Here is a 19,916-nt window from a genome sequence, read left to right on the forward strand (position 1 = left end):
ATGAGCGGGTCGGACGCCCTGAATCGCGTCATCACGTTCTGTGGGAAGTGCAGCTGCGGCTGCCCGGAGCTCTACATCGACCACCACGCCGCGGCCGACCGCCGGGTCGTCCTCACCGACGACTTCGGCCAGCGGATCCAGATGAGCATCGAACAGCTGGAAGTCATCGTCGACGAGGCCCGGGCGGGTCGCATCAGCTCGCTGGTGGCCGCCGAGCTCGCCGCTGGGGGGTGACCCACCGCCACCCGGTGGCCGCGGACCTGGTTCCGCTGGCCGGTCCGCTGGCCGTAGCCGCCGGCGTGGCCTCAATCATCGTCGCAATGATCCACTTGTGGCGGATGCGCGCCCTGTTCCGCCGCCCGGTGGCGGCGGACGGGCCGCGTACGCACGCGTCCGCCGCGGACGGCTGGATCGAGGGCGGGCATGTGCTGGTCGCGGCCGGGATGGCGGTCATGTTCACCGGCCCCGCCCGGCTCGTCGGCTCCTGGCCGTTCCTCGCGCTGTACCTGGCGTTGACGGCGGCGCTGCTCGTCGGGCTCGTCGCCCATCCCCGGTGCAGTGCGCCGGGCATGTGGTCCTGCTGTGCGCTGCTCGTCGTGGAGGCGGCGGCGATGGCGTGCATGTCCGGGGCGGCCTGCGTCGCCGGCTGGCCGCTGCGCACTGACGGGGCGATCGGCGCCTGGTGTGTCGTCATCTTCGGCGGGGCGTGCCTGGCGGCGCTGGCCGGCCCGGCGGCGCGCCGGTTCGCCGCGCCGCCGGCGCGCCCGCCCGTCCGTGAGCTGGCCGCCCGGCTGATCCAAATCTTTCCGGAACCGGTCGTCCCGCGCGGATCCCGACTGATCATGTCGGGTGGAATGATCCTGATGCTCCTCGCCCGTACCTGATCGCCCGCTCCCGTACCCCCCGGGTGACCTGCTCCGAAACCGCGCATTCCACTCCCTGAGCGGGCGGCGAGCCCGAAGTGCGCCTACGGTCGGCCGGTCGGCAGATACGAGGCCCAAGGGGGCGGTCGCCATGCGTCGAGTCGTGTTCATCTCCGTACTGGCCGCCGCGGTCATCTTGAGCGGGGCGGCGTCTGCGGTGTCCGCCGCGCCGACCGCGGTGCAGTCACCCCCGGCCGCCACACCGGGCGCCGCGCGCAGCCCGGGTGCTGGGGCCGGCTCGGGTGCTGGGGCCAGCCCGGATGCCGTGGCCAGCCCGTCAGGCCCGGGCAGCTCGGCCGTCGTGGCCGGTTCGTTGAGCCTGGCGGAGGCGTCGGGCCTTGTCCGCGGCCGTGGTTACACACCGATCACCACGGACGGCTACGAGCCCACCCACGATCTCAGCGTGATCGTCGGGCGGCTGTCCACCTCGGTGGACGGCCATCCGCAGCAGGCCTTCTTCTTCCACCGCGGCCGGTTCGTCGGGACGGACGCCGTCGCGAGCGCGGGCGTGCGGTGGGTGTGGTCGACCAGCGAGGTGGTGGCGCTGCAGTACGACCTGTACCGCCCGGCAGACCCGATGTGCTGCCCGAGCGCGGGCGCGGCGAGCGTGCGGTTCCGCTGGGACGGCACGTCGGTCGTGCCGCTCGACCCGATCCCGACCAGCAAGTGGACCGCCGCCGAGAGCCGCCGCTGACCAGCGACGCAGTGCCGGTGGGACCGCCGGCCGGTGGGACCGCCGCCGCGGCCGGGCCCGGGTCAGCCCCGGGGCCCGGCCGCGGCGGTCACGCCGGAGGTCAGTGGCCCTCGGCCGCCTCGACCAGCTCGGTGAGCACCCCGCCGAGGCCCTTCGGGTGCATGAACGCGATCCGGCTTCCGGATGTCCCGTGCACCGGCGTCTTATTGACCAGGTCGAACCCGGTGACGGTGAGCGCCGCCAGCGCCGCGTCGATGTCCGCCACGCCGTAGGCGATGTGGTGGATGCCGGGGCCCTTCTTCGCCAGGAACTTCCCGACCGGGGTGTCCGGGCGCACCGGCTCGAGTAGCTGGACGTAGGAGCCGCCCGTGTCGCCGTGGTGCACCAGCAGCATCGCCTCGCGCACGCCCTGCGCCTCGTTCGTCTCCTGATGCGCGACCTTCAGGCCGAACGCCGCCTCGTAACGAGGGATGGCCTCCTCCAGCGAGGCCACGGCGATTCCGACATGGTCGATCCTGGTCAGCACAAAAATCGCTCCTGCCTCGTGGACGGGCGGCCCTGGTCGCGTCCTGCCTGGCGGGCCCAAACTCCGAGCCTGCCCGGATCCGGCCCGGCGGTCCACTGAAGCGGCAGGTCGGCCGTGTCGGGCGCGCCACCCCCGGCCGGCCACGGGCTTGGCCGCGCCGCCCGGTCGCCGCCCCGTCGCCGCCCGGCACCGGGGTGCCCGGGCCGCGACGTGGACGGCTCGACGGCCGCGCGCCGCCCCTGGATCAGGCGAACAGCCTGTCGTGGGTGAGCGGGCCCACGACGCCGTCCGGGACGAGGCCGTTCTTCTTCTGGAAGTCGACGACCATGTGGTTGGTCTGCGGACCGAACCGGCCGTCGACGGTGATCGGGTAGCCGATGTCGGCGAGCCGCTTCTGCACCAGCGCCACGTCCCAGCGGACGCCCTCGACCCCGAGCCGCATATAGCCCGAGCTGGCGGGCGCCGGTGCCGGCGCGGCCGGCGCGGCCGGCGTGACGGCCGAGATCGTCCGGGTGCCGGTGCCGCCGCCCACCGCGGCCGCCGCCGCGGCGCCGCGGGCCAGGTACTTCACGTGCATGCCGTTCTTGTAGGCGCTCCAGGCACCGATGCCCTGGCTGGCGCACACCTGCCGCGCGGCCCAGGCGTTGACGTTCGGGTCGTAGAGGTTGCGGCTACCGACCCAGCTCGAGTGCGCGCGCATGTTGATCTGCCAGAGGCCGCGGGAGTCCTCACCGACCGTCGCGTGGGCCGTTGTGTTGCCGCCCGACTCAGCCAGCGCCACCGCGACCCAGGTGCTCAGCGGAATCCCGCGGCAGGACGGCAGGCCCGCGTTCTGCGCTGCCTGCGCGATAGTGACGTCGGAGACGGTGGCCGCGCTCGCCGGGCCCGCGGTGAACATCAGTCCCGCCGACGCGCCGATGACGCTCGCCGCGGTGACCACGGCGGCGCGGCCTCGCCCGGGTCCCCGTCCGGAGGTGTTCGGACGGCTGGACCTGCGGTGCTTTCCATGCGACATCTAAGAATCTCGTTTCTGCTATGAAGAACAGAGCTTCTGAATGTCCGGATGGGAAATTGATCCGTACACGGATCAAAAAGTTACGGCAACGATTCGCCCGGCGAGGGAAGCATGGCTCAGTGCGCCGGCGTTCTGTCGGCGTAAAAGTATTCCGGACCTGGTGGGTCTAGATTTCCTGCGTCAACCCCGGGATGCGGGCACTGTGCGGCCGCGGCGGCTGCCCGAGGGACGGGTGAAAGGCCCGCCTGGGTGATCCAGACATGCGTGCGTACACGACGATCCTTCCCGTACGCCTGCGAGGTTAGCTGTCGGGTTCGGGCCGGGAAGCCCGGTCGGCCTTTACCGCATCTGCGGCGCGGTCGACTTCACCCCGAGGACGGCCGCCCGTGCGCGGGTGGCCGTCCGGAGGAACGTGGTTCCCCCGCTTCTGCCCTGCTGATCGCTAGGAGGGGACGACGGGCCTAGGGCAGAACTCGGCGTACGGCCCGTCGCTTGCTGCGAGCCAGGACACCGTAACGAACTACTAAGGGTAATCGCAAGTACTAATTTTTCTGTACCGACGGCGCATCCTGGTCACGATGCGTACACGGAATCGAGATCGAGACACTCCGGGTGGTAACCGGCGACGCTGCGGCTCGGGCATCCGCCCGGACGTCGCCACACCCGGCGCGGACGGCGACCGGGGCTGCGGGGGAGCTGGGCCGGGCATGCCTCGGCCCGGGCGCCTTCGTGCGCGCCCGGGCCGAGGGTGAGGGGGAGTCGGCGGTGCCGTTGGGCCGGCCGGCTGGAGGTTCCCCGCTGGGTCGGTCAGACCCAGCCGGGCATCGGGTAGGCCGACATCAGGTCCCTGACCTCGCCCGCGATCCGCTCGATGGTCGCCTCGTCCGCGTCGCCGGCGGCCTTGACGGCCTCGTCGATCCAGGCGGCGAGAGTGGGCATCTGCTCCGGACGCAGCCCGCGGGTCGTGATCGCGGCGGTTCCCAGGCGCACCCCGGACGGGTCGAACGGCTTGCGCGGATCGAACGGGACCGTGTTGTAGTTCAATTCGATCCCGGCCCGGTCGAGTGCCTTCGCGGCCGGCTTCCCGGCGACTCCGCGACTCGTCAGGTCAATGAGAATGAGATGGTTGTCGGTGCCGCCGGTGATGAGATCGAAACCGCGCCCGGAAAGCGCCTCGGCAAGCGCCTTCGCATTCGCGACGACCCGGTGCGCGTACTCCCGGAAATCTGGTGTCGCGGCCTCCCGCAGGGCGACCGCGACGGCGGCGGTGGTGTGGTTGTGCGGCCCGCCCTGAAGGCCCGGGAAAACAGCCTTGTCCAGCGCCGCCGCGTGTGTGTCGTCTGACATGATCATGGCGCCGCGCGGGCCGCGCAGCGTCTTGTGCGTGGTCGTCGTGATGACCGGAGCGTGCCCGACCGGCGATGGGTGGGCACCGCCGGCGATCAGCCCGGCGATGTGGGAGATGTCCGCGACGAGCACGGCGTCGATCTCGCGGGCGATCGCCGCGAACCCGGGAAAGTCGATGGTGCGGGGGATCGCCGTCCCACCACAGAAGATCACCTTCGGTCGGTTCTCGAGGGCGAGGTCGCGGACCTCGTCCAGGTCGACCCGCCCGGTGTCCTGGCGGACCCCGTACCGGACCCCGCGGAACCAGCGGCCGGTCGCCGACACCGTCCAGCCGTGGGTCAGGTGGCCGCCGGAAGGCAGGCCCATTCCCATCACCGGGTCGCCTGGCTGCAGGAAGGCCAGGTAGACCGCGAGGTTGGCGGGGGAGCCGGAATACGGCTGGACGTTCGCGTGCTCGACGCCGAACAGCGACTTCGCCCGGTTGATCGCCAGCGTCTCGACCGGGTCGATGACCTGCTGGCCCTCGTAGTAGCGCTTGCCGGGGTAGCCCTCGGAGTACTTGTTCGTCAGCACCGAGCCGGACGCCTCCAGCACCGCGGTGGAGACGTAGTTCTCGGACGCGATCAGGCGGATCTTCTCGTACTGGCGCCGGGCCTCGGCCTCGACGAGGCCGCCGATCTCCGGATCGGCGGCGGACAGGTTGGTCATCGCGGGCTCATGCATGTGGACCTCCACGCGGACAGACGTCTACGTCGGAGGCACCCAGGCGCACGGCGCCGCCAGCAGCTTCGTCGCTTCCCGGTGGTTGCTTCCACCCGAGCGCGCCAGTCACGACCCTTCGCCGTCATCGTAGTGGCTCGGTCCCGTTCCCCGCGGACGGGTGATCAGCTCCGGGACGCGCCGGTCAAGAGGAGCGTCCAGCGGGTCGAGATGCCCCCGCCGCCGGCTACGGCTGCCGGCCGCCTTCATCACGCCGTCGCTCGCTGGCCGATTTCAAGACCGACGGGCTGGGTCGGTAGTCCCTTCGTCAACCGCAACGACCCGGCAACAGTGATGTGCATCACGACCGGTCGGCCGAACCGGTTACGGATGGCATCCGGGTTGGCGGTCGGAGTAACCGGGATCGACCTGCCGCTGGGCGGGTAATCCCCGAAAGGCCTGCTATGTCGAAGAAAAATCTTAGATTCGGACATATCCGACAGATTGGGTGTGGGCCGCCTTGTGGGGGCCGTCGTACCTGGTCGGCTGTTGACGCAGTCGTGGCCAGTCGGGCATTGTTCACCCATGCGGTCGAGATTTCTCCCCGTGGCGTGTCGCTACGTGGACTACCGGCGGACATCCAGCGCTCTCTGTCGCTGACTTGCCGCGTCCGTACCGACCGTTTGCGGCGGAAGGGTCCCAGTCGGGGACACCGCCCGCAGCCTGACCGCACCATGTGATCGCGCCTGCCCCCGCCGTCTTTCCGTGGTCCAGAGCCGCCGGCTGCGTTTCTCCCCCTAGTTTTCCCACGCCCACTCTCGTCTCCATGTCTACCGAAGACATATCCCGGGCGGAGCCCCGAGTTCGGAACGTCGGTGACCGCTGATCGCGGTCTGCCCGCGTGCCGCTACGGGCCACGCCTTCTATTCCGCGTACCCACGTTTATGCGAAAGGACAACCGGCCCCCGTGAACGCACAACTCCGAGCCGATTCGACGCTAATGGGCCGCCGTGGCTTCCTCGGTCTCGGCGTGCTCGCTGGCTCCTCCCTGCTGCTCGCCGCCTGCGGCGACGACAGCGGTTCGGTCTCGTCCGCCGGCAAGGAGGGCGGGACGTTGCGGTGGGGCTGGTCCGCGGTCACCTCCTGGGACCCGGTGACCTCGTCCGCGGGCTGGGACGTGCACGCGCTTTCATTGGCCTACGCCGCCCTCACCAAGCTCGACGAGAAGGGCAACCCGGTACCGGCGCTGGCCGAGTCGTGGAAGTACAACGCGGACGGCACCCAGGTCGCCTTCACTCTGCGGGCCGGCCTGACGTTCAGCGACGGCACGCCGCTGAACGCCACCGCGGTCAGCAAGAGCCTCGCGCGGGGCCGGGACTTCGCCGGGTCGCTCGTCGCCGCGCAGCTGGCCAACGTGAAGACGTTGGCCGCGGACGACGACGCCCGCACCGTCACCATCGGACTGGCCGCCACGGACTACCAGATCCCGAGCCTGCTCGCCGGCAAGACCGGCATGATCGTCAGTCCGACGGCCTTCGAGAAGGACGCGAAGGGGCTGGCCACCAAGCCGGTAGGGGCCGGGCCGTTCCGGCTCACGGAGTACGTGCCGAACCAGTCGGCGAAGCTCGTCCGGTTCCCCGAGTACTGGGACAAGGCGAACATCCACCTCGACGCCTTCGAGCTGTACCCGGCGCCCGAGGCGGCGACGGCGGTCCCGGCGCTGCAGTCCGGGCGGCTCGACGTCGCCCAGATCCCGGGCAGCCAGGTCGAGGCGGCGAAGGCCGCGGGCCTTGAGGTGCAGATCATCCCCTCGCTGGTGACGACGGTGCTCGACGTGAACATCACGATGAAGCCGTTCGACAACCCGAAGGTCGTCGAGGCGTTCAAGCACGCCCTCGACCGCAAGGCGCTCGCCGACACCCAGACCTTCGGGCTGGGCGTGGTCAACTACCAGCCGTTCCCGCCGGGGTACATCGGCCACGAACCGAGCCTGGAGAACGCGTTTCCGTACGACCCGGAGAAGGCGAAGAAGCTGCTCGCCGAGGCCGGGTTCCCGGACGGAGTGGAGGTGCCGCTGACCACCACGGGCGCCAGCTCCGCTCTTGCCGAGCAGGTGCAGGCGCAGCTCGCCAAGGTCGGCGTGAAGATCACCATCGAGACGATCCCGGCGGCGCAGGCCACCCAGATCATGTACATCCAGCACTCGAGGGCGCTGGCCACGGACGGCTTCGCAGGTCGTGACTCGGCCGTGCAGGCCTTCCAGGTGCTGTTCGGCGAGCAGGGCCTGATGAACCCCGGCCGGCAGACGCCCCCCGAACTGACCGCGGCGCTGCAGAAGGTGCGGGAGACGCCGTTGGACGATCCGTCGTATCCGACGGTGCTCCGGGCCGCCACGAAGATCGCGGTCGAGAAGATGCCGAACATCTTCCTCTTCACCACGCCGCGCGTTCTCGCCCGCAAGAAGAACGTCTCGGAGCTGGGCAGCTACCTGGCGGTACAGCGCTTCGAGGGCGTCCGGGTCGGGTAATGCCAGCCACCGACGGTGAGGGCTCCAGATGACGACACTCGAGATCAGCCCGGCGGTCGAGCCGGCCGGCGCGGCGGCTGACGCCCCGGCCGGCCGGCGGGCCGGTTGGGGCAGGGCGTTCGTGCGGCCGCTGCGCAGTGCGCTGTCGGTCGGCATCCCGGTAGTGCTGCTCTCCACCTTCATCACCTACGCGATGGGGGCCCTCACCGACACCAACCCGGCGGCGCAGGTGCTCGGCGAGACCGCGACACCGGCGGACATCGACCGGATGAACCACTACTTCGGGCTCGACCGACCGCTGCTCGTCCAGTACTTCAGCTGGCTCGGCCACGCCCTCACCGGCGACCTCGGACGGTCCTACTTCACCACGCTCCCGGTCACCGACAGCATCACCCAGGCCCTGCCGGTGAACCTGTCGATCGCGATCCTCTCGGTGCTGCTCGCCGTCCTGATCGGCGGCGGGCTCGGCATCGGGGCGGCGCTCTCGTCCGGCGGCTGGTTCGACCGGGCGGTCACCATGCTGTGCTCGGCCGTGGCCACCGTGCCGCCGTTCGTCATCGGAATCGGGCTGATCGTGCTGTTCTCGGTGACAGTCCCGATCCTTCCCTCCGGTGGCTACGTGCCGTTCACCGAGGATCCGGGCCAGTGGCTGCGGTTCGCCATCCTGCCGTCGTTCGCGCTCTCGGTGGAGGCTGCCGCGGGCCTCGCCCGCCAGCTGCGCACCTCCCTCGTCGGGGAGCTGCGGGCGAACTACATCACCGGGGCGGACGTCCGCGGGCTGACGAGGCGACGGGTCGTCTTCGGGCACGCCCTGCGTAACGCCGCCGGCCCGGCGCTCACCCTGCTGGGCTACTTCATCCCGCAGCTCATCGGGGCCATGGTCGTCGCCGAGGCCGTCTTCAACCTCCCGGGCCTGGGGAAGCTCGGGCTGGACGCGGCGAGCAAGGGCGACATCCCGGTGATCCAGGGCGTGCTGGTCACCATGATCGGGCTCGTCGTGGTCTGCAACCTCCTGGTGAACGCCGCGCTGCTGCGCCTGACACCGCACGCGAAGAGGCAGGAACAATGACGCGGAAGGCAGCGGGCCCGTTGCGGCGGGCCGTGCGGCTGCGGTCCACGAAGATCGCCCTGGTGATCCTCGGTGTGGTCGCCGTACTCGGGTTCGTCGGCGGGACGCTGGCGCCGTCCGACCCGCTCGCCCAGGACACCTCCAACCTGCTGGCCGGCCCGAGCGGCGCGCACTGGCTCGGCACCGACTACCTCGGGCGGGATGTGCTCAGCCGGCTGATGGACGCCACCGGCCGATCGGTGGTCGGCGCCGTGGAAGCGGTCGCGGTGGCGTTCCTGCTCGGTGTTCCGTCGGGGCTGGGCTCGGTCGTCTTCGGCCGGGTCTTCGAATGGGTGGCGCAGCGCTTGGTGGACGCGGTGATGACCCTGCCCTACATCATCTTCGCGATCGCCGTGACCGGGATCATCGGTAACGGCCGCGACCAGGCGATGCTCGCCATCGGGGTGCTGCTGGCACCGCTGTTCTTCCGGGTCACCCGGGCGGCGGCGCTCGGCTTCACCCGGGCGCAGTACGTCGAGGTCGCCGAGCTGCTCGGCGCGTCCCGTGGCTGGATCATCCGGACCCACATCTGGTCGAAGGTGCTCCCGACGGTCGCGGTCACCACCGCGCAGCTGTCCGCGGCCGCGCTGCTGGCCGTGTCCTCGCTGTCGTTCCTCGGTATCGGGGTGAAGCCGCCGGCCCCGACCTGGGGCGGGATGCTCTCCAGCGACCTGGGCTTCCTGGCCCAGCAGCCGTGGGCACCGGCGATCCCGGCGCTCGCCATCATGCTGACCGCCGGCTCGCTGAACGCCATCGCCGACGCGATCCGGGACACCACGGGAATCGCGGTGGATCCGATCGGTCGCGGCGCGCCCCGTCCGGAGGCCGTGCCGGCTGTCCCGGGGGCTCCGGCCGTCCCGGGAGCGCCGGCCGTGGTCGTCCCCGAGCAGGAGGAGAGGATCCATGCCTGAGCCGGGAACCGGCCGGGGGGACCCGCTGCTGACGGTCGACGGCGTTCGGGTCGCCATCGGCGGCGGGCGGACCGAGGCCGTCCACGGCGTGTCGTTCGAGGTGCGGCGCGGCGAGGCGGTCGGGATCGTCGGGGAGTCCGGCAGCGGCAAGACGCTGGTCTGCCGGTCGGTGCTCGGGGTGCTCGCGCCCGGCTGCGCGGTGACCGGCGGCACGATCGACTTCGCCGGAACCTCGCTGGTCGGGCTGCCGCGGCGGACCTGGGAGCAGCTGCGCGGTAACCGGATCTCCGCGGTGTTCCAGGACCCGGCCTCGTACCTCAACCCGTCGCAGACGGTGGGCCACCAGCTCGCCGAGCAGCTGCGGGTGAAGGTCGGCAAGCCGCGCAGGGAAGCCCGCACCGCCGCGGTGGCGCTGTTCGACGCGATGGGCCTGCACGAGCCCGAGCGGGTCTACCACCAGTACCCGCACGAACTGTCCGGCGGCATGCTGCAGCGGGTCGTGCTGGCCATCGCGGTGTCCGGCGAGCCGGAGCTCCTCGTCGCGGACGAGGCGACGACCGCCCTCGACGTCACCATCCAGGCCGAGGTGCTGGAACTGCTGGCCAGGCTGCGCAGGGAGCGCGGGCTGGCCGTCCTGGCCGTCTCGCACGACCTCGCCGTCATCGCCGAGCTCTGCGACCGGGTGCTGGTGTTCTACGCCGGCGAGCTCGTCGAGACCGGCCCGACCGCCGAGGTGCTCGACACGCCGCGGCACCCGTACACCGAGGCGCTGCTGCGGGTCGCCTCGGTCGGCGACTGGGACCGGCGCACCCTCGACGTCATCGACGGCGAGCCGCCGCCGGTCGGCGCCGAGATCCGCGGCTGCCGGTTCGCGGACCGGTGTGCCTTCGCCGCCCCGGAGTGCCGCACCGGCCCGGTGCCGCTGACCGAACAGGCGCCCGGGCGGGCCGTCCGGTGCGTCCGTGCCGACGAGATCGCGCTGAGCGGAGCAGGAGCTACCGGAGCAGGAGCCACCGCATGACCAACACCGATCTCGCCGACACCGATCTGGCTGACACCGGCCGTGCCACCGCCGGCCGTGCCACCGCCGGCCGCGCTGACGATGGCCGCTCTGACGACGGCGTCGCCGGCACCGGCCGCGCTGCCACCGGCCGCGCTGCCACCGGCCTTGCCGACACCGGCACCGTGGCGGTCCCGCAGGCCGATCTGCTGCGTGTCGAGGGCCTCGGGCTGTCCTTCCCCCGGCCGGGCGGCGGCCGCCGGGTCCGCGTGCTGGACGATGTGGACCTGAGCGTCCGCGCCGGGGAGATCGTCGGCGTGATCGGCGAGACCGGCTCCGGCAAGACGACCCTGGCGCGGGCGATCGCCGGGCTGGGCTCCCCAGACGCCGGCCGGGTCCTCCTGGACGGCCAGGACATCTCCCGGCTACGCGGCCGGGCCCGGCGGGACTTCCGGCGCAGCGGCGCGCTCCAGTTCGTCTTCCAGGACCCCCTGCGCGCCCTCGACCCGGACCTCACCATCGGGGCGAGCATTGCGGAGGGACTGGTGATCACCGGTACCGGGACCAGGGCGTCCCGGGCCGAGCAGGTGACCGACGCGCTGCGCCAGGTCGGCCTCGACCCGGCAGTCGCCGACCGGCTCCCGGCGCAGATCTCCGGCGGCCAGCGGCAGCGTGCCTCGATCGCCCGCGCCGTCGTCGGACGTCCCCGGCTGCTGCTGTGCGACGAGCCGGTCAGCGCGCTGGACGCCTCCAACCGCAACCACATCCTGCGGCTGCTCGACGGGCTCCGCCGGCAGCTCGAGGTCGGGATTGTCCTGATATCGCACGATCTCAGCTCGCTCGCCGGTATCGCCGACCGGGTGGTCGTGCTCTACCGCGGCAGGGTGGTCGAGGACGGCCCGATCGCGGACGTGTTCAGCCGGCCGCAGCACCCGTACACCGCGCTGCTGATCGCCTCCGCGCCGAGCGTCCGCCGGCAGGATCGGCTCGACCCGGCGTCGCTGCGGCCAGCCGCCGGTGCCGACTCCGACGCCGACGGGGCGTCGCTGCGGTCGGCGGGCGGCTGCGTGTTCGCCCACCGGTGCCGCTTCGTCACGGGCGCCTGCGCCGAGACCCCGCCGCGGCGGGCCGTCGCCGGCCGGCCGGCCGGCGAATGGGCCGCCGCGTGCCACCACGTCGAGACCTGGCGGGACCAGGTCACCGGCTCCACCGCCATCCTGAAGGAGTCCTCAGCGTGAGCATCGAGTTCATCGGTATCGCCAGCACCTTCGCCGGCAGTGAGTCGGAGGCGTGGTCCGGCCCCGCCGTCGACCCGGACTACCTGGAGCGCCTGGTGCGCACGCACGAGGACGCCGGGTTCGACCGGGTGCTCGTCGCGCACAGCTCCGCCATGCCCGACGGCTTCGTCATCACCGACCAGATCCTGTCCCGGACGACGACGTTGAAGGTGCTGCTGGCGCACCGGCCCGGCTTCACCGCCCCGACGATCGCGGCCCGCCAGTTCGCGACGCTGGACGCCTTCCACCCGGGCCGGGTGGCGCTGCACGTCATCACCGGCGGCGACGACGCCGACCAGGCCCGCGACGGGGACCTCACCGACAAGGTGACCCGCTACCGGCGCACCGACGAGTTCCTGGACGTGCTGCGTTGCGAGTGGGAGTCGGCCGAGCCGTTCGACTACGACGGTGACTTCTACACGGTTCGCGGTGCCCGCTCGTCGGTCCTCCCCGACGGCCGCATCCCCATCTACTTCGGCGGCGCGTCCGCGGATGCCGTCCGGGTCGGTGGCAAGCACGCCGACGTGTACGCCTTCTGGGGAGAGCCAATCGCCGGAATCGTCGAGCGGATCCGCGAGGTGCGGGCCGCCGCCGAGCCGTACGGCCGCAGCCCCCGGTTCAGCGTCAGCCTGCGCCCCATCCCCGCGGACACCGAGCAGGCCGCCTGGCAGCGCGCCGCGGACATCCTGGAGCTCACCAGGCAGCGGGTCGGCGACCTGAAGAAGGTGTTCAACTTCGACGGGGCGGCCCAGGTCGGCAGCCAGCGGCTGCTGCGCTACGCAGACCAGGCGGACGTGCACGACAAGCGGCTGTGGACGGCGGTCGCCAAGGCCACCGGCGCCGCCGGCAACTCCACCGCGCTGGTCGGCAGCTACGAGCAGGTCGCCGAGTCGCTCGTCGACTATGTCAACGTCGGGGTGTCCACGCTGCTCATCCGCGGCTTCGCGCCGTTGGAGGACGCCCGGGACTACGGCACCCTGATCCGCCTTGTCCGCGAGCAGACCGCCGACCGCGAGGCCGTCGGCGCCTCCGCCTGACGACGGGCCCGGCCCGCGTTGTGACCGGCCTGCGGCCGACGACCTCCGTGCCGACCTCCCGGTTGTCCCAGGGCTGCGTCGGCCAGCACGCCCTCGTCGAGGTCGAACGCTGGACGGGTGAGCCACCGCGGCTCACCGTCGACGCGTCGCCCCCGCTGATCCCCCGACCGGGCCGGGGCGGCACCCTTCCAGCGAGCTAGTCGAGGTCGGGCTGGTCGGGCTAGTCGAGCAGGTCGGGCTGTTCCTCGACGATGATCTCGTAGAGAGCCTCGAAGGACCAGCGGGCGCCCTCGTCACCTCGCGCCTGACTGGCGGTGGCGCTGGCGATCTCGTGGTCCAGGAGGCGCAGCGTCCCGGCCGCCGCCGCGACGAGCTGCGTCCTCGCCGCCCGCCCGCGGCGATGTACCAGTACGCCGCCGCCTCGACGCTGGTGCCGACGGTGAGCAGGCCGTGGTTGCGCAGGATCGCCAACTTGTGCGGGCCGAGCGCGGCGGCGATCTTCCGGCCCTCCTCCTCGTCCAGCACGACCCCGTTGTACTCGTCGAAGATCACGTGGTCCTGGTAGAACGCGAGGGAGTCCTGGGAGATCGGATGCAGCGGCTCGCCGATCGCGGCGAGTGCCCGTCCGTACAGGGCATGGGTGTGCGCGGCACCGACAACGTCCGGCCGGGCGGCGTGGATTTGCGAATGGATGGTGAACGCCGCCCTGTTCAGCGGCGGCTTACCCTCGACGATCTCCCCTTTGTCGTCGACCAGCAGCAGGTTGGAGACCTTGATCCTGCCGAAGTCGAGGCCGAGCCGGTTGACCCAGAAATGGTCGGTCAGCTCGGGGTCGCGGGCGCTGATGTGGCCGGCCAGTCCCTCGGCGATGCCGAGCTTGGCGAAGAGCCGGTAGGCGGCGGCGAGTTTCCGCTTGCGGTGCAGCCGCTCCTCCTTGACCGTCCTGACCGGCACCGGGCGAGGCCACTCCCCGCCCTCGGCCGGCGCGACCAGCCCGGCCCACGGGCTCTTCCGCTCGCCGTCGGACGCCCCGGGGGCCACGTCCGGCGCCGGCGGCGTTGCCGTTACCGACGGGGTTGCCGTTGCCGGCGCGTCATGGGTGGAAAGCGTCATGTCTGGGCTTGTCCTTCCTCATCGAGGACCGGCGGCGGGTAGACCGAGAGCCGTCCGGCCGGCCGTCGCGTACACGACGTCGTCCTGGGGGGGTGTGGATGCGGCTGCACAGCACGTCGCGGTAGTGGCGCTCCAGCGGATTGGCCCGGGTCAGCCCCGGGTTGCCGATCAGCGCCACGGCGTCTCCGACCGCCTTGGCGGCGGCCGCCGTCACCGCCGTCTTCACCCCGTTGGCCTGCGCCGGGACGTCCGGGTCGCGTGCAGGGCCTGGATGTTCGCGGTTGGGAAGGTGCCCGTGCGGTCGTGCTCGGCAGCGGTGGCGGCGAACCACGCGGTGAGTTCGGGCAGCAGGTCCAGGCGGGGCCCCGGCCGGGTGCCAGCGCCCTCTCGGGCGGTGTTGGCGGCAGGTCTCGTCGGGCCGGCCAGGTTCGTCAGGCCCGGCCGGCTCGTCGTGCCCGTCGGGCTCGTCGGGCCGGGGTAGGTCGACGACCGCTCGGTCGGATCGGCCATGCGGAACCTCCCGGGCTACTGACCGACGAGGGGCCGGACGGCCGCGAGAACAGCCGACGACTCGGTGCGCACCATCCAGTCGGGATGGACGTCGGCAAACCGAACAGTCCGGTCGCGGTCGATGACGACGACCGTCGGGTACGGCAGTACCCATTCCCGGGTGCCGAGAATCGCACCAAGATCTGCACCTCGGCGCCGGGATTCGTCGCGCGCCGCCTCGTCCGGCGCGAAACCGATACCGAAGGAGTCGATCAGAACCCGGTCGGCGTCGCTGGCGACCAGAAAGTCGAAGCCGTGCCGCTCCTTGATCGCCGCCAGCTTCTCGGCGATCTGTGGGCTGACGATGACGAGGTGCGCACCCAGCTCACGCAGGGCCGGCGCGAGGGTGAGCTGGTATCCGCGCAGGGCCGTGTTGCACGCGGGGCAGCCCTCGAACCGGAAGAAGACAAGCACCACCGGCCCGTCGGTCAGCAGGTCGTCGAGGCGGACGGTGCCGCCACCGACCTCGGCCAGGGCGAAGGGCGGCACCACGTCGCCTGGTTTGACGAAACGCGCGCGGTCCGCCTTCTCCTCGAGGGACCGCCGCAGGTCGGCGTGGGCCCGGAGCTGCTCCGGCGCCCATTCCGCGTCCCGGGTGGCCTGCAGCTCGTCGAGGAAACCCTGGACGGTCACCGGTGCCGTTCCGGTCTGGCTCATGGGGCTCTCCTTCTTCGGGGGTGCCGGCGATCTCAGGCCTGTCCGGCGCTCCGGCCGGGCGATGGCGGGGACACGGCCGGCCGGGAGGCGCCGGCGAGGGGCGCAGGTGGGACCCGGGGACCGATACCGGTGCGTCCACGTTGCCGCCGGTGCGGGCCCGCCTGGCTTCGACCTGCCTGGCAGCATCCGCCGCGGCGAGATGACGCCGGCGTACCTCACCCGGATCAGCACCCCGAATCAGCGGAATGAGCTGCCGGCCGTGGTCGACCGCCTCTTCCCAGGGGCCGTGGCCGCGGGGAAGCGGCGTGCCGACGCCGATGTTGAGGTATTCCAACAGGTTCGAGCCACCGTCTCTGGCGTACCGAACGGGACGTGTCATCGCCGCCGGTTCCCCTCGGCGGCGGATGGCGGGACATCAGGCCGCGTGACAGCGACCGCTACGGGCCCGCCCGAGGCCCACGCACCGATGGCGGGTCAGCATCGGGCGGACGTACATGCAGCAACTGTGCGGCAGCCTCTTCCGATTGTCAAGTTTTTCGGTGGAAATAGTGGTTAATGTCCGCCGGGGTCGCCCGAGCCGCCCGCCTCGACGTGATCGACATGTGGAGTTGCGTCATCGAGCGCGCCTGGTGATGTGATCAATATCACTGCATTTCCGCACTTGACCGCTCGACAATATTTGGCCATGTTGGGTCCGTGTTGAGGACTGCTTACCTGGTCACGCGACAGCACATCGACCTGTTGCGAGTGACCTCCGCGAGCTGTCCGGACCGTCACAGCGGGCGCTGACCCCAGTACTCAGTACCTGGTACCCAGTACCCGGGCGGCCCGGCAGACGACGGCCACCGCGGCGGCGCCGGCCTGGGCGCAGTGGTCGGGCCGCGGCGCTCCTGCCCGCTGAGCTCGAGGGCCGCGTGTCGCGCGGCGCATATGAGTCGACCGACCAGCACCGCACAGCGCCGGCCGCTGCGTTCCCGAACGGCCAGACGTGCTCGGCGTGCGCCTCGCCTCGACAACGGCGCCGGCCGCCACCGAGCCCCCGCTGGGCAGGTGACCCCCCGTCCACCGCGAACGAGAGCGGGCGGGCGGGCCAACCCACAACAGGCGTCCGCCACCTTCGGTAATCCGGCGGTAATCCGGCCGGCGGCGCGTCCCGAGCTTCACCGTGCCGCCGGAGTGGCCGGGTCACCGGACGAATGACAGGGAGCACGAGTGGATCTCCGACTTTCAGGCCGACGGGCGATCGTCACTGGCGGTAGCCGCGGTATCGGGCGGGCGATCGCCCGAGCCCTGCTCGCCGAGGGCGTGCAGGTCGTCATCGCCGCCCGTGACGCCGACGTGCTGAAATCGGCCGCGGCCGACCTGGCGACCGCGACCGGCGGGACGGTGGTGCCGGTGATCGTCGACACCGGCAGCGACTCGTCCGTCCAGGAGCTGGTCGAGACCGCCGTCGGCGAGCTCGGCGGCGTCGACATCCTGGTCAACAACGCGGCCAGGCCCGGTGGGGCCGGCGGACCCGGCGGCGCGCAGGCCCTTTCCACCGCGGACGTCGCCGCCGACTTCAACGTGAAGGTGCTCGGCTACCTGCGTACCGCGCAGGCGGTCGCGCCGCACTTCATCGCACAGGGCTGGGGCCGGATCATCAACATCGGCGGGCTGGCGGCGCGCCAGGTCGGCCTCGCCTCCGGCTCCATCCGCAACGTCGGCGTCGCGGCCCTCACCAAGACCCTGGCCGACGAGCTCGGCGCGCACGGCGTCACGGTGAACGTGGTGCATCCCGGACTGACCCTCACCGGTGACCATGGCGGCACGGTCGTTCTCTCCGACGAGCACATTCAGGCCGCCGCCGCCCGCATCTCGATCGGGCGAGCCATCACCGCCGACGAGGTGGCCTCGGTCGTGGTCTTCCTCGCGTCCCCGCTCTCCGTCGCGATCACCGGCGAATCGATCGCCGCCGGCGGCGGCACCCAGGGCCCCATTCACTACTGACTGGCATCACCCAACCGAAGGGACACACCGTGACCACTGTCTTCGAAGCGCCCGTGCGATCGTCGTTGGCCGTCCAACCGCTGCAACCGACCATCGGAGCGGAGATCAGCGGCGTCGACCTCCGGGAGCCGCTCACGCCCGAGGTACGCGATGAGATCAAGGCGAATCTGCTGAAGTACAAGGTTGTCTTCTTCCGGGACCAGGAGCTGACCCAGGAGCAGCACGAAGCGTTCGCTCGGCAGTTCGGGCCCCTTTACACCCATCCAGGTGCGGCCAAGGCCGACTCCGGCGTCACCCCGGCCATTCACCGCATCGCCAGCGAGGACTTCAAGAAGTACGAGAAGGCCCACACGCCGCAGGCCGGTGACGACACCTGGGACCCGTACCACACCGACACGAGCTGGCGGCTCGTGCCGACCTGGGGAGCGGTGCTGCGGGCGGTCCACCTGCCCGAGGTCGGCGGCGACACCGTCTGGGTCGATGCCGCGCTTGCCTACCAGGGCCTGTCCGACGATGTGAAGGCCCGGCTCGAGGGCCACCACGTCGCCCATGACTACCGGGCCGCGCTGCACCAGTCCGGGCACGACTATCCGGTGGTCGCCCATCCGGTCGTCCGCGTGCACCGGGAAACCGGCGAGAAGATCGCCTGGGTGAACTTCACGCAGCGGCCGACCATCCTCGGGCTCGACCGTGCCGAGAGCAAGGAACTGCTGACGGCGGTCATCGACCAGTACCGCAAGCCGGCGAACCAGGTGCGGTTCTCGTGGCGACCGGGCTCGGTCGCGTTCTGGGACAACCGTGCCACCGTCCACTACGCGGTCCGCAACTATGGAACGTTCCCGCGCCTTCTGGAAAGGATCCTCATCGCCGACGAGACGCTCTACGCCGACCTGTAGGAAGACCCTGCCGCACCGGCCCGACCTGATGACCTGATGCTGCCGGTGCTACACCCGGTCGATGCCCCACTTCGGACCTGGCGGGTCGGGGGAAAGCCCTCGGCCCGCCCTCCGGACTGACCTGCATGCGTGGTGGCCAGCCAGCGATGGAGCGCGAAGACTCCGGACGCGTCGACGCGCGGAAGACGGATGCAGGGCCGCGGCGCTGGTGGATCCTGGGAGCTCTCTGCCTCGGTCTGGTCGTCGTCGAGGTCGACGCGAGCATTCTCAACGTCGCGATCCCGTCCATCGCGGCTGACCTTGACGCCGATCCGGCCGACATGGCGTGGATCGTCGACTCCTTCGTCCTCTCCTTCGCAAGCTTCATGCTCGTCGCCGGACGCCTGGGTGACCGTTTTGGGCACAGGAAGATACTCGAGGCGGGACTCCTGCTGTTCTCCCTGGCCTCCTTCGCCGCCACCTTCGCGGACTCACCCGCGGGCCTGGTCGCATGTCGCGCGGTCCTCGGTATCGGCGCCGCGGCTATCCTGCCGACATCGAGAGCGCTGGTCATGGCGGCGTTCCCCTCCGCCGAGCACCCCAGAGCCCTGGGGTACTGGACCGCGGCAATAGGAGTGAGCTTACCGCTGGGACCTTTGCTCGGCGGGCTGCTCCTCGACCATTTCTGGTGGGGTTCCGTCTTCCTCGTGGGCGGGCCCACCTCGCTGCTGGCCGGTGTCATCAACGCGGTGGTGCTCGGGCGTCAGAGGGCTGGTGGGGGCAAAGGCGGATGGGATCCGCCTGGGATTGTCCTGTCCGCGTTCGGAACAGCAGCATTGATATTCGGCATCATCGAGGGCCCTCGCCTGGGGTGGCTCTCCGCCACGATTCTGGCATGCCATGGCTCCGCCCTGGTGGCACTGGCCGCCTTCTTCGTCTGGGAACGTCATGCGACGCACCCGGTGGTCGAACCGGAACTGCTGCGAGTGCGATCGTTCACCGTGGGCTCGATGGTCGCCGCACTCTCGCTGTTCGTGTTCAACGGGCTCCTCTTCGTGCTCACCCAGTATCTCCAGATCCTCGAGGGATACAGCCCTCTCCAGTCCGGTCTCCGAGTGATCCCGCTGGGAGCGGGATTCATGCTTGGCAGCGTCTTGTCACGCCGTGCGGCCCTGCGAATCGGTCAACGTGGAACGCTGGCCATCGGGTTCGCGGCGGTGGGATCGGCCCTCCTGGTACTCCTGCTCGGTACCTGGTCCGACGGTTATCTCGTCACGGGTGTCGGTGTTCTGATCGTCGGCTGGGGAACCGGGCTGACAATGGCCTGCGCCGTCCATCTGGCACTGAGCGAGGTTCCGGCGTCCACAGCGGGCGCCGCCGGAGCCTTCAGTAACTCGGTAAGGCAGTTGGGGGCGGCACTCGGCGTCGCAGTCCTCGGCGCCGCACTCGGGACTTCCGCAGGTAGAAGTGGCGCGCAGAACCCTTCTTCCTCTGATCCTGTCAGCAATACCGCTGGAAGCGTCGTGGCGGACATTGCGACCGCTCGTCCGGGCCTTGGCATGGAAAACGGGTTCAGGCTCGCCTTCGCCCTGGCGGCGATCGTGAGTTGCCTGTGCATCGTGCTTGTCGCCGTGGCTTTCAGGAAAGTTCGATCAGCCTGACGGGGGAG

19 protein-coding genes and 2 riboswitches are annotated in these 19,916 nt (G+C 71.0%); of the genes, 12 read left to right on the top strand and 7 right to left on the bottom strand.

The features are described 5' to 3' along the window. The 3 genes from FRANEAN1_RS40875 to FRANEAN1_RS12300 all read left to right on the top strand — a co-directional run bounded on the left by FRANEAN1_RS40875 (nt 1) and on the right by FRANEAN1_RS12300 (nt 1,617). Nucleotides 1-234 carry a hypothetical protein gene (locus FRANEAN1_RS40875; protein WP_041254064.1) on the top strand — a complete coding sequence of 78 codons (234 nt, stop codon included), beginning with the start codon at nt 1-3 and terminating at the stop codon, nt 232-234. Beyond that, entirely contained in the window at nt 231-884 is a 654-nt protein-coding gene (locus FRANEAN1_RS12295) for a DUF5134 domain-containing protein (protein WP_041254066.1), read from the top strand. The genes FRANEAN1_RS40875 and FRANEAN1_RS12295 overlap by 4 nt, the downstream gene beginning before the upstream one ends. A 130-nt stretch (nt 885-1,014) precedes the next feature. Then, on the top strand, nt 1,015-1,617 hold the full coding sequence (locus FRANEAN1_RS12300) for an LppP/LprE family lipoprotein (RefSeq protein WP_020460101.1): 603 nt from the start codon (nt 1,015-1,017) through the stop codon (nt 1,615-1,617). Between the two features lie 100 nt (nt 1,618-1,717). Here FRANEAN1_RS12300 and mce read toward each other — a convergent pair whose 3' ends face one another. The 3 genes from mce to glyA form a co-directional block, all read right to left on the bottom strand. Beyond that, nucleotides 1,718-2,143 (bottom strand): methylmalonyl-CoA epimerase, encoded by a 426-nt coding sequence (mce, locus tag FRANEAN1_RS12305; protein WP_020460102.1) that lies wholly within the window; start codon nt 2,141-2,143, stop codon nt 1,718-1,720. Nucleotides 2,144-2,387: 244 nt separating this feature from the next. After that, entirely contained in the window at nt 2,388-3,083 is a 696-nt protein-coding gene (locus FRANEAN1_RS12310) for a peptidoglycan-binding protein (protein WP_157472582.1), read from the bottom strand. A 350-nt stretch (nt 3,084-3,433) separates the two neighbouring features. Next, nucleotides 3,434-3,647: riboswitch (cyclic di-AMP (ydaO/yuaA leader) on the bottom strand. A gap of 318 nt (nt 3,648-3,965) precedes the next feature. Beyond that, entirely contained in the window at nt 3,966-5,228 is a 1,263-nt protein-coding gene (glyA, locus tag FRANEAN1_RS12315; protein ID WP_020460104.1) for a serine hydroxymethyltransferase, read from the bottom strand. 30 nt (nt 5,229-5,258) lie between these two features. After that, a riboswitch (ZMP/ZTP riboswitch) is annotated at nt 5,259-5,347 on the bottom strand. Between the two features lie 824 nt (nt 5,348-6,171). On the opposite strand from glyA, the gene FRANEAN1_RS12320 reads away from it, so the two are divergent. The 6 genes from FRANEAN1_RS12320 to FRANEAN1_RS12345 are packed head-to-tail and all read left to right on the top strand — an operon-like array spanning nt 6,172 to nt 13,064. Then, the gene (locus tag FRANEAN1_RS12320; RefSeq protein WP_020460105.1) at nt 6,172-7,731 is read left to right on the top strand and encodes an ABC transporter substrate-binding protein; all 1,560 of its coding nucleotides are present in this window, start codon (nt 6,172-6,174) and stop codon (nt 7,729-7,731) included. A gap of 28 nt (nt 7,732-7,759) precedes the next feature. Continuing rightward, entirely contained in the window at nt 7,760-8,800 is a 1,041-nt protein-coding gene (locus FRANEAN1_RS12325; protein ID WP_020460106.1) for an ABC transporter permease, read from the top strand. Then, entirely contained in the window at nt 8,797-9,750 is a 954-nt protein-coding gene (locus tag FRANEAN1_RS12330; protein ID WP_020460107.1) for an ABC transporter permease, read from the top strand. The genes FRANEAN1_RS12325 and FRANEAN1_RS12330 overlap by 4 nt, the downstream gene beginning before the upstream one ends. After that, nucleotides 9,743-10,771 carry an ABC transporter ATP-binding protein gene (locus FRANEAN1_RS12335; protein ID WP_020460108.1) on the top strand — a complete coding sequence of 343 codons (1,029 nt, stop codon included), beginning with the start codon at nt 9,743-9,745 and terminating at the stop codon, nt 10,769-10,771. Before FRANEAN1_RS12330 ends, FRANEAN1_RS12335 begins: the two co-directional genes overlap by 8 nt. Next, nucleotides 10,768-11,988, top strand: coding sequence for an ABC transporter ATP-binding protein (locus tag FRANEAN1_RS12340; protein ID WP_020460109.1), 1,221 nt, complete (start codon nt 10,768-10,770; stop codon nt 11,986-11,988). Before FRANEAN1_RS12335 ends, FRANEAN1_RS12340 begins: the two co-directional genes overlap by 4 nt. Further along, nucleotides 11,985-13,064, top strand: a complete 1,080-nt coding sequence (locus tag FRANEAN1_RS12345; protein ID WP_020460110.1) for an LLM class flavin-dependent oxidoreductase — start codon at nt 11,985-11,987, stop codon at nt 13,062-13,064. The genes FRANEAN1_RS12340 and FRANEAN1_RS12345 overlap by 4 nt, the downstream gene beginning before the upstream one ends. A gap of 132 nt (nt 13,065-13,196) precedes the next feature. Here FRANEAN1_RS12345 and FRANEAN1_RS12355 read toward each other — a convergent pair whose 3' ends face one another. Genes FRANEAN1_RS12355 through FRANEAN1_RS12365 form a run of 4 tightly spaced genes read right to left on the bottom strand, consistent with a single transcriptional unit; the run spans nt 13,197 to nt 15,383 of the window. Further along, nucleotides 13,197-14,177 (bottom strand): class II aldolase/adducin family protein, encoded by a 981-nt coding sequence (locus FRANEAN1_RS12355; protein WP_020460111.1) that lies wholly within the window; start codon nt 14,175-14,177, stop codon nt 13,197-13,199. Beyond that, the gene (locus FRANEAN1_RS43245) at nt 14,158-14,508 is read right to left on the bottom strand and encodes an acyl-CoA dehydrogenase family protein (protein ID WP_347177102.1); all 351 of its coding nucleotides are present in this window, start codon (nt 14,506-14,508) and stop codon (nt 14,158-14,160) included. The genes FRANEAN1_RS12355 and FRANEAN1_RS43245 overlap by 20 nt, the downstream gene beginning before the upstream one ends. Continuing rightward, nucleotides 14,400-14,687, bottom strand: a complete 288-nt coding sequence (locus tag FRANEAN1_RS42115; protein ID WP_041254071.1) for a hypothetical protein — start codon at nt 14,685-14,687, stop codon at nt 14,400-14,402. Before FRANEAN1_RS42115 ends, FRANEAN1_RS43245 begins: the two co-directional genes overlap by 109 nt. A gap of 15 nt (nt 14,688-14,702) precedes the next feature. Beyond that, nucleotides 14,703-15,383 (bottom strand): peroxiredoxin-like family protein, encoded by a 681-nt coding sequence (locus FRANEAN1_RS12365; protein ID WP_020460113.1) that lies wholly within the window; start codon nt 15,381-15,383, stop codon nt 14,703-14,705. Between the two features lie 1,212 nt (nt 15,384-16,595). Here FRANEAN1_RS12365 and FRANEAN1_RS12370 point away from each other — a divergent pair. From FRANEAN1_RS12370 to FRANEAN1_RS12380, 3 genes are all read left to right on the top strand, one after another. After that, nucleotides 16,596-17,372 carry an SDR family oxidoreductase gene (locus FRANEAN1_RS12370; RefSeq protein ID WP_020460114.1) on the top strand — a complete coding sequence of 259 codons (777 nt, stop codon included), beginning with the start codon at nt 16,596-16,598 and terminating at the stop codon, nt 17,370-17,372. A gap of 29 nt (nt 17,373-17,401) precedes the next feature. Further along, complete coding sequence (locus FRANEAN1_RS12375; protein WP_020460115.1) at nt 17,402-18,268, top strand: TauD/TfdA family dioxygenase; 867 nt, start codon at nt 17,402-17,404, stop codon at nt 18,266-18,268. Nucleotides 18,269-18,414: 146 nt separating this feature from the next. Then, entirely contained in the window at nt 18,415-19,908 is a 1,494-nt protein-coding gene (locus tag FRANEAN1_RS12380; protein ID WP_020460116.1) for an MFS transporter, read from the top strand. The last annotated feature ends 8 nt before the right edge of the window (nt 19,909-19,916 follow it).

The sequence above is a fragment of the Parafrankia sp. EAN1pec genome, from assembly GCF_000018005.1.
In the GTDB taxonomy this organism is placed as follows: domain Bacteria; phylum Actinomycetota; class Actinomycetes; order Frankiales; family Frankiaceae; genus Parafrankia; species Parafrankia soli.

Coding starts and splice junctions, on each gene's coding strand:
- FRANEAN1_RS40875 (WP_041254064.1), top strand. CDS start 1: ATGAGCGGGTCGGACGCCCTGAATCGCGTCATCACGTTCTGTGGGAAG.
- FRANEAN1_RS12300 (WP_020460101.1), top strand. CDS start 1,015: ATGCGTCGAGTCGTGTTCATCTCCGTACTGGCCGCCGCGGTCATCTTG.
- glyA (WP_020460104.1), bottom strand. CDS start 5,228: ATGCATGAGCCCGCGATGACCAACCTGTCCGCCGCCGATCCGGAGATC.
- FRANEAN1_RS12325 (WP_020460106.1), top strand. CDS start 7,760: ATGACGACACTCGAGATCAGCCCGGCGGTCGAGCCGGCCGGCGCGGCG.
- FRANEAN1_RS12330 (WP_020460107.1), top strand. CDS start 8,797: ATGACGCGGAAGGCAGCGGGCCCGTTGCGGCGGGCCGTGCGGCTGCGG.
- FRANEAN1_RS12335 (WP_020460108.1), top strand. CDS start 9,743: ATGCCTGAGCCGGGAACCGGCCGGGGGGACCCGCTGCTGACGGTCGAC.
- FRANEAN1_RS12340 (WP_020460109.1), top strand. CDS start 10,768: ATGACCAACACCGATCTCGCCGACACCGATCTGGCTGACACCGGCCGT.
- FRANEAN1_RS12355 (WP_020460111.1), bottom strand. CDS start 14,177: ATGACGCTTTCCACCCATGACGCGCCGGCAACGGCAACCCCGTCGGTA.
- FRANEAN1_RS42115 (WP_041254071.1), bottom strand. CDS start 14,687: ATGGCCGATCCGACCGAGCGGTCGTCGACCTACCCCGGCCCGACGAGC.
- FRANEAN1_RS12365 (WP_020460113.1), bottom strand. CDS start 15,383: ATGAGCCAGACCGGAACGGCACCGGTGACCGTCCAGGGTTTCCTCGAC.
- FRANEAN1_RS12380 (WP_020460116.1), top strand. CDS start 18,415: ATGGAGCGCGAAGACTCCGGACGCGTCGACGCGCGGAAGACGGATGCA.